Here is a 14789-nt window from a genome sequence, read left to right as displayed (position 1 = left end):
TATAATAGCTTTAAAAATCAATATTTTAATTTACTTATTTTTAATTTTTTGATAGCCGTTATATTTAGCAATCTAAACTTTTTCAAAATAAGTATCAGCATCATCAGGGTTATAAGGTTCGTTAATCCAAAATAAGGTAACTAGTTCCTTATCTCCAATATTTTTAATATTGTGAGTATACCAAATTGGCATATCTACGTATGCGGGCTCATTCCCATCCAAATAATAATCTAAGACTTCTTCTGTTCCTATTTTTCTTAGTTGTATCAAGGCTTTACCACTTATTACGGCAAAGCGTTCCGCTTTTCTGGTATGGTAGTGATTACCACGAGTAATTCCAGGAACCGTGGTGGAAAATGAAAATTGGCCACTTGTTTCTGTTCTTGCAATTTCAACAAAACTTCCTCGATTATCCGTATGTTTTGTTAGTTTAACTGGATAGTGAGTTTGAGGAACGTAACATCTAAAGGTATTGAACAAGGCTTTTTCAAAGGGGTTTTCCAAATTTGGAAAGACGCCATTACCAATATAATCGGATTTGTAGCGCTGAAGTAGTGAAAGAATATTTGAAACTTTTATATGTATTACAGGTTCAATAACCAGTTCAAAACTATTGGCTCCAATTTCTTTGGTTTCTATTTTATTTTCAATTACTTTAATGAAGTAATCTACAAGGTCCATAATGTAAATAAGCCCAATTTCTCCATCGTTGATGATGGTAGTTTTTTCATTATGAGCCACTTTATGGCAAAATGTTGCTACAACTGAATTATAATTTGGTTTGCCAAAGGGTCCAAAAACGTTAGGTATCGTTAAAGAGGTAAATATGCCTTGTGTACGTTTTGACCAGTTCATAAACTGTTTTTTACCTTCTTTTTTTGATTTTCCGTACAAATTGTCCTTTGCTTCCTGTGAGGAGGATGAAAATAAGATGTGCGGGCTAACATTTTCTTTATCACAAGCAGTAATAAGTTTAGATACGAGTGCTACGTTGGTATCATAAATAACCTGTTCGTTATCATGCCTGTTCATCGCTGCCAGATGCACTATAACGTCGCATTTTTTCACAAAGTTTTCCAATAAAACTGCTTTGCTGAAAAACAATCTATCAAAGGGGACAAGCTCAATATCATCCATTAAGGCTAAGGTGTGATATAAATGATAACCTACAAAACCTGCTTGCCCGGTAACTCCAATTCGTAATTTCATATACTTGTACTTTTGATAATTAACTATATTATTCCCATTTCGCCATCCATAAATCTAAATCGAAACGATAATCGTCATTTTTGGAAGCTTCTGTAGAGAGGTCGGAAAATACTAATAATTTAGAATTTGGGGCTGTGGATTTTATACCAGATGCGTACCCCCCTTCCACATATAGAATCGTAGGGGTATTTGCGGTAATTACATTATAACTAATTTTAGCATCGGTCACCGGATGTTCAAAGTCGGTTACTTTTACAAGGTTGATGATAAAACTGCCCTGAAGGCAGTGGAACCATTTATTCTCAGTTTTATGACCTTGCCACGCTCGAATTATTTGTTCATTGGCAGGTTGTATTTGATACATCCTTTTTACTCTAGACAAATCTAAGGTATTAAAAAAAGATATTATGCCTCGATGGTCTTCGTGCAGGGTCCCTTGTATTAAAGAGTGACTACCCATTTATAATAATTCTTTTATGTATTGTAATCCTAAAAGTGTATCCTTTAATTTTTCGTTGGATAGCTGTTCTGTATTATGTGAATGGTAATCTTCAATCACACTAGTATCGGTTTCTCCTTTGGAAAAATAACGACTGTAATTTAAGTCCCTATTATCTGCAGGAATCCGATAAAAATCGCCCATATCTTCTGCTTTTTGCATTTCCTCCCTAGTGCACAGAGTTTCATAGAGCTTCTCTCCGTGTCGTGTGCCAATTACTTTAATTTCATTATCGGCTTTGAATATATCCTTAACAGCGGCGGCTAGATCTCCAATAGTGCTCGCTGGTGCCTTGTTCACAAAAAGATCTCCTTGGTTTCCATTTTCAAAAGCAAATAATACAAGATCTACCGCATCCTCTAAAGACATGAGAAAACGTGTCATTTTCGGATCGGTTACAGTTAATGGTTGCTTTTCTTTTATTTGCTTAGCAAACAAGGGAATTACAGAGCCTCTTGAGGCCATAACATTGCCATAGCGTGTGAGACATACTATGGTTTCATCATTTGAAATGTTTCGTGAGGCTGCTACCGCTACCTTTTCCATTAGAGCTTTGCTAATGCCCATTGCATTTATTGGATAAGCTGCTTTATCCGTACTTAGACAGATAATTCGTTTTACCTTGTTGGCTACGGCAGCATCTATAGTATTTTGGGTGCCAAAGACATTGGTTTTTGCGGCTTCCAACGGAAAAAATTCACAAGAAGGAACTTGCTTAAGAGCAGCTGCATGGAAAACATAATCTACATTCCGCATAGCCCGGTCTATGCTCGAATAGTCGCGTACATCGCCAATATAAAATTTAACCTTCTCATTGTTGAGTTGGTTTCGCATATCATCTTGCTTTTTCTCATCGCGTGAAAATATACGGATTTCCTTAATATCTGTTTCTAGGAAACGACTTAGAACAGCGTTTCCAAAAGAGCCTGTTCCTCCAGTAATCAATAGAATTTTATTTTTGAACATATTTTAATTTTTATCAAAATTGAAATAATAATAAATCATAACCGACATATAAAGACAACTTGCCAGTATTTTCGTTAGAATGGCTCCGTTTATATCAAATAAGCTTATAAACACCGTATAACCAATAACATTTACTACACCAACTAGGAATGCAGCATTTCTTAATAATTTTCCTTTTCCTTTTGCCCCGAGAAATCGATTGAACAAATCTCCTAAACCATGCAGGATAAAACCAAAAATTAAATATTTTGACATTACTGATACGGGTAAAAAAGAATCTCCATAAACATAAACAACAACAGTTTCTATCAATAGGTAAAAAATGATTAGCGCAATACAAGTGAATAAAAAACTAAATCCTAAGACCTTACGCGGTATTGATTTCAGATGTACAAACTCTTTAAAGTAAATGGTTCCTAAAACAGATGGTACTATTAAAATTGGGCTACATACAGTAAGTGCCAACATGTAAAACCCTACCTCGGTATTGGTTAAATAGTAAGATATACTGAAACCAGCAATGTGAGTAGTCGCAACTCCAGCAAGACTACCGTAATATATGGGTCTGCCATTATGTTTATTTTCAACTAAGAGGGTTCGATACATTTTTTTATCGAAATTAAATTTTGGCTTTAAATATAATATGGCAACCACTACCGCTAAAAAGATTAATAAATAATATAGAAACAAAATAAATTCGACTCCTATGGTCAAATAAAAACTTAAGAAATAGAGTATTATAACGTAGACTGTTCCAGGTATAACATTAAAGATAACTAGGTAATTTATTTTGTGCATTCCTTTTAAAATTTCATTCAATGCCAACTGACCGATTACCGCGGAGACCACAAAAAAATACTTTCTAAATATTATACTTAGACCATGACCAAAGAAATAAGGTTCTATAAAAGAAAATAATAGAATCAAAATAATTCCTATTAAAGAAATAATTAAAAAAACTATTGTAAATAAACCAACATACTTTCGCTCTTTAATTCTATCGTCATTAATAGCTAGCAATCTTGTTAGTGAAATAAAAAATCCAACGGATACTAAGCTACCAATAAATCTGACTACAGTTTCTATAAACTTAAAATCACCAAATTTTTCAGCGCCCAATAATTTTGTGTGTAAAACACTAATTAGAAAACCTAAAAGTATGCCAGCAATACTGGAGCCATACATAATAACCATCTTACTTCTAGAATTTTTAATCATTTTTTAGAAGGCTATATTTATAAAGGACTCTTCCTTGAATAATACTAATTACTAGAAAAAAGAAATCAAAATTCATGGTTGTATATATTGCCAATCCTGCAAGACCCAATACCCATAATAGCATAATAAAACACTCTACCCTGGTTTCATACGAGATATTGCTGGTAATGAACATTTTGAAGGGAATAATGGCAGTTAGATAAAAGTAAGCTGTTACAGGTATTAGACCTCCCCACCATAGGAGATAAAGCCATTGATTATCTAGGAAGTACAATTCTGTATTGCCAAACTTGTAGGAGGCGAAAAAACCTTTTCCGGGAATGATTTCTATTATATTTAATTGATTAAAGAATAAACTAAGCTGCCCTGTTCTAGTATCGTTGACACCTCTATTTATCAGTAAATCAAGAGACCTAGAAATGATATCCATATTGGTTATAAAATAAACTGCAAGTACCATAAAAACTGAAAAAGCAACTAGATACGGCGTTTTCTTTTTTGTGTGAAAATAATCAAATATCAGTACCATGAAATAGATTAGAATAAAAGATCTTGTTTGTGTTATTAAGGCTAAGATTAATCCCATAAATAATGCAAAAATCCTTAGCCAAGCTAGTTTTTTATTCCCTTTTAATATTAAAAAGACATATGGTGCCACCCAAACATAGTTCACTGCATATACTCTGTATTTACTTAATGCCTGTCCTCTGTATAATCCTGCGCCAAATTCAAAAAAGTTATAACAGGATAATAATGCAATAACAATTATAGCCATAAATAAAAAACGCTTAAATAGAGTGTAGCGGTACTCATCATAACTCACAAAAATAAGGCCAAAACACAGCCATACTCCAAAACCCTTAGTGTTCATGATGTCTGTGGGGTTTAGAATATCTCCACCACTAATTAGAAAGTTTAAAATCAAATAAACCAAAAGAATTCCGTACGCAAAATATATAGAAAAGGCATATTTTTTCTTTACAAAAAAAAGAGTAATAAAAGCAGCTGCTATTACTAAAATTGTGGAAGCTATTCTAAAGTATCGCTCGAAACCAAGTGCGTTATCTCCTTTTGTCATGAAAGAAAATAAGCGTTCTTGAGAAAAATAAATAAAAACAAGGCTTAAAGCCAGACCAGCAAATAATAGTCTAGTAACTAACGTTTCAATTTTCAATACTTTTGAAATTTATATGGAGAACAAATAAACAATCAAGAAATGTAAAAATACATTATAATAGTTAACTTTAATAATCAAACTATATTGCAGATACTAAAAGCTTTATTTGTATCAGTCCTACTTTTTTGTTAACCTGACTTATGTATTAGGAGCTTGGTCTTTGAATCATGTAAATAAAAGGTGCTGAAGATTGCCCTACACGCTAAAAAAGACTCTAGATGTTCTATTCTTTCAAGTTAGAAATTTAAGTCCTCCTTTTCATTATCCTAACTTATAATCCGAGGTTGAGCATTGCATAGAGAACGGTTGCAAAGATTATTCTAACATTATCCTCCAATAAGGAATCCAAAAAAAGATTGAACTCTTTCTTTAATTGGGATGTTAACGAAAAACTACAATAAAAGCACTATCTCATCAAGTGTGTAATTAAATTTTCACACCAATTATGAAGAAAGAGGAATTATTCAACGACCATTTTCTGAAGCAATTCAAGACCGGTAACGGACTCAACGGATTTCTAAAGGGGTTCCCCGAAGCCTAGCAACGAGAAAATTGTTGAGGACGAGCTAAACAGACATTTGGACTATGAAAAACATCAAGGGAGAAAAAACGACAACTCTCGCAACGGTTGCTCAACCAAAAGGTGGCAAGCCCGCTCTGGAGGACTTTGCCAAGAAAGAGAACTGCAGTACTCTTATGCCATGAAGAACTGGAGCGAAATGGAAGTGCCTTAGCGTCTTCTTGGAGTTCCATTTTGGAAATACTAAAGTTCATCTATAACACCAAACTTATCAAGAACCTCAACGTCAAGATTAGGAAGCACACCAAGAACAAACTGTTATTCCCGACCGACGATGCCGTAATGAAATCTGAATATTTGAAGGTAAGGGAGGCCACCAAGAAGTGGTCGATGCCCATCGGGAACTGGGGATTATACTCAACCAGTTTTATGCGATCTATGAAAAAAGGGTCAGATTGTAGATTATAGTCTAACCCCTATAAATTTTAACTTACATGCCTTTTTTTTAGATAGTCTTTTTCAATTCTGCGAATTATAGTTAATCTAAACATAAGACACCCGTTTTTGCAGCTAAAAACATATATTCGGGTTTGGTTTTGTCTAATTCATAAATTAACATATTTCATGTGAAATGTTCAACCTACTTCTGATAGTGCATTTTAAAGTTTAAACGTTGTTACTCTTATTAATTTCAGATCTTAACAAATAGCAGTTTAGATAGCTTTCATAAGTTAGAAGTCAACCAAATTTAAAAACTCTTCTAAATCTGTGTAACCATCACCATTTATATCTCCTTTTCCATCTCTAGATAAATTTTCAAACCTACTTAATTCCCAAGCATCTGGCATTCCATCGTTATCACTATCTCTGGAAGCAGGATATGAGGCTAACGGTATATTACTTACATTAGAATGCCACGTTTTGTAATGGGCATATTGTGAATAATCTTGAAGCCACTTGTAATCAAAACAAACATTGTTTGTCATGTGATCGATATACCTTCTATCTATTGTATCTATACTTTCAATTTTCTGTCCATTTTCAGATAATACCCATCTAGCACCGACATCGTTTAGAACACTTTCTTTTACGTTAAGAGGGTTGGTAATTGGTAGCGATGCGCCTAAGAAGGGAAATGGATTAGAAACAAAATAGTTCTCATTGACGGTGGACCATTGCTTAACGCCTGATGGAGGATTTCGGTATTGAAAGAAAAAACGATTATCCCCGGAAGGATTTGTAAATTCAGCAGGCATAAGTAGATTTCCTTCAGCATAAATATTTTCTGATTTACCGCCATTATAATCAATCCAATTTATTTCGTGAGAACTTGTTCTGTTGTTCTGACCACAAGGAGACTGAATGTAATTTCCAATCCAATTCAAATCTATATCAGTAGATGGTGAGAATGTCATTAACCTATAATAATGATTATAGATTAAATTATTAATAATATCTGCTCTCTCATCAGTAACCGGGTTTGGAAATCTATGGCTAATATTGTAATATGCATTTCTTAAAACTGAAAAACTACCACCAGTGGAAGGGTTTTGGCTATCACCCATTATTTGTCCCGTCTTACTTTCAGCCATCAAACAATTTTGTATGGTATTGTTATTTGTATTTATTACCATACTAACAATTTCGTCCCCCCCCCAAGAAACAGAAAGGTGATCAAAAATTGAATTTGTTAAACGTGTAGTATTTATTACGTCATTTGTCCCGGATTTGTCAAAATCTGGCCTTGCCCTTATATAGCGCATAATAATATTGTCGCCAGATAAATTAATTACATTCCCGGTAATTGTGATACCACCTGCAGGAGCTGTCTGTCCAGCTATCGTCACATTGTTAATGTTGGCATTTATACCTGAAGCTAATTCAATTGTTCCAGAAACTTCAAAAACTATTGTTCTATTGCCTTGACTAAGAGCATCTCGAAGGCTTCCGGCTCCTCTATCATTAAGGTTTGTAACTTTATATACAGATTGTCCTCTACCTCCAACGGAGTATGCTCCCGCACCATAAGCCGTAGGGAAAGCTTTAAGCTCTCCCATTTCGTTAGGTGTAATAGTTACCGTAGCCTGTTCCCTGAACGTTTCTCCATCCTCAGTGGTCACTTCGGTTGTATATTCGAAAGAGTCTTCTTCTGGAGTTTCTGTGGCTTCCGGAGCTTGAGGTGCCGCTATGGTTTGTGATTCTTCTATTATCTGCGATTCTTCCGGAGAAGTAACGGTATCGGTATTTGCCTGCTCTGCTGCAATGCTGATTCTAGGTGTATAAGTTAAAGTATTGTCAGTATTAATCTTAACACTGCCATTTTTGGGTTCAGACGTAGCAATTATGTTCACTTGAGCACTATCATCAAAAGAATCGTTGTTTAAAACGTCCAAAAGTATGCTCGATTGCGAAGGATTAATGAAATAAATGTCATTTGTCAAAAGTGCAATGCTTTCCAAATCATTCTTGTCTGATATAACGTAGTCGGAAAGAAGATCGGCATCCTTGGAGCAGGAAAAAGACAAAAATAAAAAGGTGGTGCACAGAAGTAACTTAAAAATACGGTTGTGGGATGTGGTCATAAGTAGGTCAACTTGTAAGGATTAATAATAACATTAATTTGGGATACAATAATAGGGATTAACTTAGTTAAATCGTTAAAAAGTATTTTATTTTCGATGAAATACATAAAGTATTCCATGGTATTACGTAATCAGAATCTGTTTCGGTTTTTTTAATTTGTTATATTCGATAAAGTGCTGTTTTTTTTAACAATTCTTTTAGAATACCAACAGTGTATGTTTACGCCAACTTACTTTTGATAAACACAGCTTTTGATAAGGCTTATCTATTAAGTTGATAGTCATATTGTATCTGGTACAGCTACACCACTTATTTATGAATATTAAAAAACAAATGTTATTTGACGGACTGTTGGTCTTGCAAAACAGTCTTTTCAAGGAGTGTTTTTGCTCGTATGCCACTCAAATTCTTTAATAGAAGAAACTTTACCCCCAGGAGTACTTGATATTTGAAAAATATATGTTTTTGGGTAGGCAGTTCGATAGAATAGCTAGATTTTATTGAGCTCTTCCCCAAGGCGTTGCTTGTGGGATGTACCTCGGAACTTTTTGAATTATAATACCTGTAAAAATCTTATCTATGTATAATAGAGTATAATCTTGTTTAATTCACAACCATACACACAACACTTTCGAGGATGCGCTATTTTGCTGTTCAATAGCTAAGTATAGCACACAAGTTGGTTAAAACTAAGCTTCATCAACCAGTTTTACTAAAAAAGGTTCACCTCTGTTTTATTTTTGGTCCATGTTATAGCCTCCCATCTACATGTGCTGTAAGGATCCCTTTTACATCATAGATAACGCCTGTATCCGCTAACATATTTTGTAAGGTCAAGTCTAAAAATTCTTTATGTGCTACGGTGAGTACAATAGCATCGAATTTTTGTTCCGGCAAGGTGTTTGTTACCACTAACTTGTATTCGTGCATTACTTCCTTTGGACTGGCCCAAGGGTCGTAAATGGTTACCTTTGAACCGTAACTTGCTAAATTGTTGATGACATCTACAGCCTTGGTATTTCGTACGTCCGGGCAATTTTCCTTGAAGGTAATTCCTAAGACCAGAATGTTACTGCCTTTAATTTTGATATCTTTCTGTACCATGAGTTTTACCACCTCGGAGGCTACATATTTTCCCATAGTGTCGTTCATGCGACGCCCCGCCAAAATAATCTCTGGGTGGTAGCCAAACTCTTGTGCTTTCTGCGCCAAGTAATAGGGGTCTACCCCTATACAATGACCGCCCACCAAACCTGGCTTAAAGGGTAGGAAATTCCATTTGGTGCCTGCCGCTTCCAATACTTGGTGGGTGTCAATACCCATCAAATTAAAGATTTTTGCCAATTCGTTCACAAAGGCGATGTTGATATCCCGTTGTGAATTTTCGATTACTTTTGCGGCTTCGGCCACTTTTATACTTGGGGCCAAATGCGTACCCGCACTGATAACAGAGGCGTATAGGGCATCCACTTGTTTGCCCACCTCGGGAGTAGAGCCACTGGTTACTTTTAATATTTTTTCTACGGTATGTTCCTTGTCTCCCGGGTTAATACGTTCCGGCGAGTAGCCTGCGAAGAAATCAACGTTAAACTTGAGACCGCTTATTTTTTCCAATACGGGAATACATTCATCCTCGGTAACCCCAGGGTATACCGTAGATTCGTAAACGACGGTATCGCCTTTCTTTAATACCTGTGCCACGGTTTCACTGGCCTTGTACAAAGGGGTAAGGATGGGACGGTTGGTGCTGTCTACCGGTGTGGGAACGGTAACGATATAATAGGTACAGTCCGCAATATCGGACAATTGGTCCGAGCAGAACAAGCCCGTTTCCATGTTGTTCGTTTGCTGCAATACGCCTTGTAGGGTTGCATCATCCACTTCCAAGGTGCTATCGTGGCCCGACATTAATTCTTGTACCCGAGGCGTATTGATGTCAAATCCAACTACGGGATATTTGGTAGCGAAGAGTCGCGCCAAAGGCAGTCCTACATATCCTAATCCGATAATGGCAATTTTTGTGTTGTTCATGGTTGTTATGCTATGCGCTTATTACTTTTTACGTTGCGCTGTTTTTATTCAATTACTTTGTGAACGTCGTTATTTGGTTTTTATTTTTCTGTATACTATACTTTCAACTTCAACTAGTTTTTCTTGTCATTGCGGGGAAGCTACGTGTTTTTTACGCATCACTCTTTTTTCCACAAACTGCTACTGTCAATTGCGTACACTTTATTCACCATGCACCCCTTCCGTCTTCCCGCCGAAAATGGCAGAAATCCACCTTCCCCTGCTAGGGATGGAGCTTGATCGGGGTTCTTAACTGACATTGTACCCTTTATGGCGCATCCAGTATTTTAACTCAATAATTCAATAACTCAATAACTTAATAACCAATAACTTATTAAACTCTAAACTTGAAACTACCACGCCTTTCGTTTCACTAGTTACTTTTTTACTGCCAACTGCAACTAAAAACTGTCTGCTCTGTATTCACTATGCACCCCGTCCGTCTTCCCGCCGAAAAAGGCGGAAATCCACCTTCCCCTGCTATGGGAAGGAACTTGATCGGGGTTCTTGATGGACATTGTGCCCTTTCTGGCGTATCCAGTATTTTTAACTCAATAACTCAATAACCAATAACTTATTAAACTCTAAATGTAAAACTACCCTTTGTTCACCAATCACTATGTAGAAATCTCACAACTCACATCTAGCATCTCACTACTGCCCAAGATGCTCCCAATACCAATCCACGGCTTCTTTCAATCCGGTTTTGATGTCAAATTGCGGGTCATAGCCCAACAGGTTTTTTGCCTTATCGATCGATGCTAGCGAGTGTGGCACATCACCTGCGCGTTGTGGTCCGTAAATCGTTTCGATTCCCGCTATTTTTGAGTCGTAGGAACTCAGGTATTCTTTAAGCAGTGCTACTAATTCCTTTAAGTCCGTTCGTTCCCCGTAAGCCGTATTGTATACCGTATTGACCGCTTCTGGATTCGTCGTGGTCATGGCACGAACGTTCATTTGTATCACATTGTCTATATAGGTAAAATCGCGAGAAAAACTACCGTCCCCGTTTACAACGGGGGATTCGTGTGCCATTAACTGCATTACAAATTTTGGAATAACCGCAGCGTAAGCTCCATTGGGGTCTTGTTTACGGCCAAAGACGTTAAAATAGCGCAGACCGATGGTTTCGATCCCGTATGTTTTGGCGAAAACATCGGCATACAGTTCGTTTACATATTTGGTAATGGCATACGGGGATAATGGTTTACCGATAACTTCTTCTACCTTGGGCATAGAGGTAGAATCCCCGTAGGTGGAGGAACTAGCGGCATAGACCATACGCTTTACCTTGGCATCCCTAGCGGCCACCAACATATTTAGAAATCCGGATACATTTACGTGATTACTGGTTATGGGGTCGTTAATGGAACGTGGTACCGAGCCCAAGGCAGCTTGGTGTAAAATATAGTCTACACCTTCACAGGCTTTCTGGCAGTCGGCTAGGTTTCGTATGTCCCCTTCTAGTAAGGTAAACTTTGCATCGTTGGCAAAAGCAGTTAAGTTTTCCCGTTTTCCGGTGGCGAAATTATCCAAGCAGGTTACTTTGTTTCCATTCTCCAATAGTGCTTCACAGAGATTGGAGCCAATAAAACCGGCACCGCCGGTAACGAGTATATGTAGGTCTGATTTTAGATGAAATGGTTTTATGCTCATGGTTTTTAAACTTTTATGGTACAAAGGTGTACAATCTTATTGAGAAATCTATTTTTTATACATCATAAGAACGAATCTTCGACAAATGGGACATTCTGCAACTCGTTTTCTTTTTTCGGTAACTTTTGTGCTAATGAAACTCAATTGCTTCAAAAATCGTAGGTTGTTTTCTTTAGTCTATTTTTAACCTGTTTTGCGGCTTCTTCGTGTCCTATGCAGGTCCAGTGTGCATCATGTTCAAAGGACCAGTTTTTTTTCTTGTCATCAACCAGTAAAAGCAGCTTAAAATTGAAATCCTTGAGCAGTTGAATAAGATCTGGATCTGCATTGGGTCTGTATACCAAAACAATACTATCCGTGTTATAGTTGGCCGTAACAAAGGTTATGAGTTGCTGTAATTCGGTTTTGTGTTCAAGAACTTTCGAGGTGGGAGCATTGGATACCTTTTTTGGTGCCGGTACTATCTCCTTATTCGTTGGGCCAAAGGAATAATTGGTGTAGAGGTAATACATGAATTTCCAGTTATAAAGAATCTTTTTTAATCCCGGCGATTTTAGTACGCCCGGTATTACTTTATCTTGCTCAGTATCGTACTGTGCAATGTCCGTCATTTTTTTTATTTGAACTACACTCTCTAAAAAATCGGCATCGTGCACATAGATAAGTTGCTTTATTGGCCGTAAACTGTCTAGGTGGGATGCTATTTCCATAGCCTCTATAAAGGAAATACCAGATCTTGATGCTTCATAGTAATTGTAGGAGGGCATCATTTTTTTCAATACCACCGACTGCCTGCACGCAGTTGGATTCATAAAATTCTCTACATACGAATCTCCAATGATGGTGATAAGCTTTTCTTTTGATTTGGGAAGTGGCCCGGGCCAACCTTCTTCGTTAATGAGCCAACTATGCGTACCACCGATCCAAGTACCGGTTTGGTTTGGTTTGTATTTCTGAATATTGTGTTGGTCGATTATGCGACTGGGGATATCCGAGGTTGTGCTGAATAGCCTGGAAATGGCCTCGCCCAGTAGTAGTCCTACAATACAAAACAGCAGTGTATTTTTTATCAGTAGCTTCATGCGATCAAAATTGGAAATAAATAAATTCCTGTTCTTGCCCTGCAAACAGGAACAATAGCAAAATAAGTCCAAAATAAAGGCACCACCTCATATATTTTGGCACTATGGTCAGATTTTCAATTGCGAATTGAGATGACCTTCCAAGCCATTCTACTAGTATAAAAAAGAGTAGGAGGTAAGGAAGCTCTATTGGTATGCTTAAGGATGCTGCATTGGTATTGCCTTGGAACAGATGTAAAATATAGTCAAAGGCATGGGATACGGAGTCTGCCCTAAAAAATATCCAGGCAAAAACGGTCAATACAAATGTAGTAAGCATTTGCAGCAGTTCCCTTAGGTTTGGTATCCATTTTCCCTCTGCTACCAAGTTGGTGTTGACTCTATTTTTGTTCCGTAGCAATAGTGGCAAAAAATAAAGTGCATTTAGCAATCCCCAGATGATAAAGGTCCAGTTGGCTCCGTGCCAAAAACCACTTACCAGAAATATTACAAAGGTATTGCGAACCTTCATCTGCATACCGCCTTTGCTACCGCCTAGCGGTATGTACAAATAATCCCTGAACCAGGTAGACAAGGAAATATGCCACCTTCTCCAAAACTCGGCGATATCCCTTGAAAAGTAAGGAAAAGCAAAGTTTTGCATCAGATTAAAACCAAATAATCTCGAGGTGCCAATGGCAATATCGGAGTACCCGCTAAAATCGCCATAGATTTGAAAGGTGAAAAATAAAGCTCCCAATACCAAAGTGCTGGGATCGTAATTTGAGTGGTCGTTAAAAATGATATTGGCATAGGTGGCGCAATTATCCGCAATGACCACTTTTTTGAAGAGGCCCCAAAGTATTTGGCGCAATCCAACTACGGCGGTACTATAGTCAAAGCTACGTTTTTTATAAAACTGGGGCAGGAGATTTGTAGCACGTTCAATAGGACCGGCAACCAATTGCGGAAAGAAACTTACAAAGGCGGCAAATGCTATAAAATTTTGTGTTGGTTCCAGCTTTCTCTTATACACATCTATGGTGTAGCTCAACGTTTGAAAGGTATAGAAACTAATACCCACGGGAAGAATGATGTCAAGGGTATTCGATTGAATTTCTTTTCCGAAAAAGGAGAATGCCTCCGTAAAACTTTCGACAAAAAAGTTATAATATTTAAAAAATCCGAGAAAACCCAAATTTACCAGAATACTGATCCATAGGTATACTTTTCTTCTTGCTGTACGTTCCTCGGTTTTAAGGAGATAACCAATAGTGAAATCTACGAGCGTACTAAATAGAATCAATGTTAAAAAACGCCAATCCCACCAACCATAGAAAACATAACTGGCAACTACAATAAGGAAATTCTGAAGTTTGAGGTTTTTTTGAAAAACGAACCAATACAGAATAAATACTACAGGTAAGAAAACTGCAAAGTCTAAGGAATTAAAAAGCATTGGTACTACAGAATTTTGGAATTATAAGGACTACCTTTTCTTAACGCAAATATTCCCCGTTTCTTTTAAACGCGACTACAATTTTAGTCATAATGGTCATAAACTAAGATTATAAGGCAAATACAGCCGGTGTTTAATAATTAGGTTAGGAGTGGTATCCATTGCTATTCTCTTAAGCATATAGCCTTCCTTATTATTGGGATTGAAGACTTTTGTATCCTAAACTTGGAGACTTGTACTTTCTTCTTGCGCTTACCTCTATCGTTGGAGCCTAGTGAAATTTGAAGGTGTTTGTTCCTAATATCTTGGCGTCTGCTCTTTTGGTTTGTTCACCACGTTTACACAACGTCCAGGAGTATACCACCGTCCTG

General features: G+C 37.0%; 10 protein-coding genes and 1 pseudogene. 1 reads left to right on the top strand and 10 read right to left on the bottom strand.

Annotated elements, in window-relative coordinates; translation table 11 throughout:
- Positions 1-72: 72 nt before the first annotated feature.
- The 5 genes from ACFQZJ_RS18890 to ACFQZJ_RS18870 are packed head-to-tail and all read right to left on the bottom strand — an operon-like array spanning position 73 to position 5066.
- Positions 73-1209 carry a polysaccharide biosynthesis C-terminal domain-containing protein gene (locus tag ACFQZJ_RS18890; protein WP_379936535.1) on the bottom strand — a complete coding sequence of 379 codons (1137 nt, stop codon included), beginning with the start codon at positions 1207-1209 and terminating at the stop codon, positions 73-75.
- A 28-nt stretch (positions 1210-1237) separates the two neighbouring features.
- Positions 1238-1669: a WxcM-like domain-containing protein gene (locus ACFQZJ_RS18885; protein WP_379936534.1), complete on the bottom strand. Its 432-nt coding sequence runs from the start codon at positions 1667-1669 to the stop codon at positions 1238-1240.
- A complete protein-coding gene (locus ACFQZJ_RS18880) occupies positions 1670-2674 on the bottom strand; it encodes a polysaccharide biosynthesis protein (protein WP_379936533.1) in 1005 nt (334 codons plus the stop codon).
- Positions 2675-2677: 3 nt separating this feature from the next.
- A complete protein-coding gene (locus ACFQZJ_RS18875) occupies positions 2678-3892 on the bottom strand; it encodes a lipopolysaccharide biosynthesis protein (RefSeq protein ID WP_379936532.1) in 1215 nt (404 codons plus the stop codon).
- Positions 3885-5066: a hypothetical protein gene (locus ACFQZJ_RS18870; protein WP_379936531.1), complete on the bottom strand. Its 1182-nt coding sequence runs from the start codon at positions 5064-5066 to the stop codon at positions 3885-3887. The genes ACFQZJ_RS18875 and ACFQZJ_RS18870 overlap by 8 nt, the downstream gene beginning before the upstream one ends.
- A 651-nt stretch (positions 5067-5717) precedes the next feature.
- Here ACFQZJ_RS18870 and ACFQZJ_RS18865 point away from each other — a divergent pair.
- Positions 5718-6050 (top strand): annotated as a pseudogene (locus ACFQZJ_RS18865) (transposase); the annotation flags it as partial.
- A 270-nt stretch (positions 6051-6320) separates the two neighbouring features.
- Here the strand turns inward: ACFQZJ_RS18865 and ACFQZJ_RS18860 are convergent.
- The 5 genes from ACFQZJ_RS18860 to ACFQZJ_RS18840 all read right to left on the bottom strand — a co-directional run bounded on the left by ACFQZJ_RS18860 (position 6321) and on the right by ACFQZJ_RS18840 (position 14418).
- Positions 6321-8171, bottom strand: coding sequence for an Ig-like domain-containing protein (locus ACFQZJ_RS18860; RefSeq protein WP_379936530.1), 1851 nt, complete (start codon positions 8169-8171; stop codon positions 6321-6323).
- A gap of 751 nt (positions 8172-8922) precedes the next feature.
- Complete coding sequence (locus tag ACFQZJ_RS18855; RefSeq protein ID WP_379936529.1) at positions 8923-10203, bottom strand: nucleotide sugar dehydrogenase; 1281 nt, start codon at positions 10201-10203, stop codon at positions 8923-8925.
- 693 nt (positions 10204-10896) lie between these two features.
- Positions 10897-11898 carry an SDR family oxidoreductase gene (locus tag ACFQZJ_RS18850; RefSeq protein ID WP_379936528.1) on the bottom strand — a complete coding sequence of 334 codons (1002 nt, stop codon included), beginning with the start codon at positions 11896-11898 and terminating at the stop codon, positions 10897-10899.
- A 149-nt stretch (positions 11899-12047) separates the two neighbouring features.
- Positions 12048-12980: a hypothetical protein gene (locus ACFQZJ_RS18845; protein WP_379936527.1), complete on the bottom strand. Its 933-nt coding sequence runs from the start codon at positions 12978-12980 to the stop codon at positions 12048-12050.
- A gap of 4 nt (positions 12981-12984) precedes the next feature.
- Entirely contained in the window at positions 12985-14418 is a 1434-nt protein-coding gene (locus ACFQZJ_RS18840; RefSeq protein ID WP_379936526.1) for an MBOAT family O-acyltransferase, read from the bottom strand.
- Positions 14419-14789: the final 371 nt, after the last annotated feature.

The sequence above is a fragment of the Maribacter chungangensis genome, assembly GCF_042676845.1.
GTDB classification, from domain to species: Bacteria; Bacteroidota; Bacteroidia; order Flavobacteriales; family Flavobacteriaceae; genus Maribacter; species Maribacter chungangensis.
This window is presented reverse-complemented; position numbering and strand designations above follow the sequence as displayed.

Excerpts from the sequence above, each read along its gene's own strand:
- ACFQZJ_RS18840 (WP_379936526.1), bottom strand. The coding sequence starts at position 14,418 with ATGCTTTTTAATTCCTTAGACTTTGCAGTTTTCTTACCTGTAGTATTT.
- ACFQZJ_RS18845 (WP_379936527.1), bottom strand. The coding sequence starts at position 12,980 with ATGAAGCTACTGATAAAAAATACACTGCTGTTTTGTATTGTAGGACTA.
- ACFQZJ_RS18850 (WP_379936528.1), bottom strand. The coding sequence starts at position 11,898 with ATGAGCATAAAACCATTTCATCTAAAATCAGACCTACATATACTCGTT.
- ACFQZJ_RS18890 (WP_379936535.1), bottom strand. The coding sequence starts at position 1,209 with ATGAAATTACGAATTGGAGTTACCGGGCAAGCAGGTTTTGTAGGTTAT.
- ACFQZJ_RS18875 (WP_379936532.1), bottom strand. The coding sequence starts at position 3,892 with ATGATTAAAAATTCTAGAAGTAAGATGGTTATTATGTATGGCTCCAGT.
- ACFQZJ_RS18885 (WP_379936534.1), bottom strand. The coding sequence starts at position 1,669 with ATGGGTAGTCACTCTTTAATACAAGGGACCCTGCACGAAGACCATCGA.
- ACFQZJ_RS18860 (WP_379936530.1), bottom strand. The coding sequence starts at position 8,171 with ATGACCACATCCCACAACCGTATTTTTAAGTTACTTCTGTGCACCACC.
- ACFQZJ_RS18880 (WP_379936533.1), bottom strand. The coding sequence starts at position 2,674 with ATGTTCAAAAATAAAATTCTATTGATTACTGGAGGAACAGGCTCTTTT.
- ACFQZJ_RS18855 (WP_379936529.1), bottom strand. The coding sequence starts at position 10,203 with ATGAACAACACAAAAATTGCCATTATCGGATTAGGATATGTAGGACTG.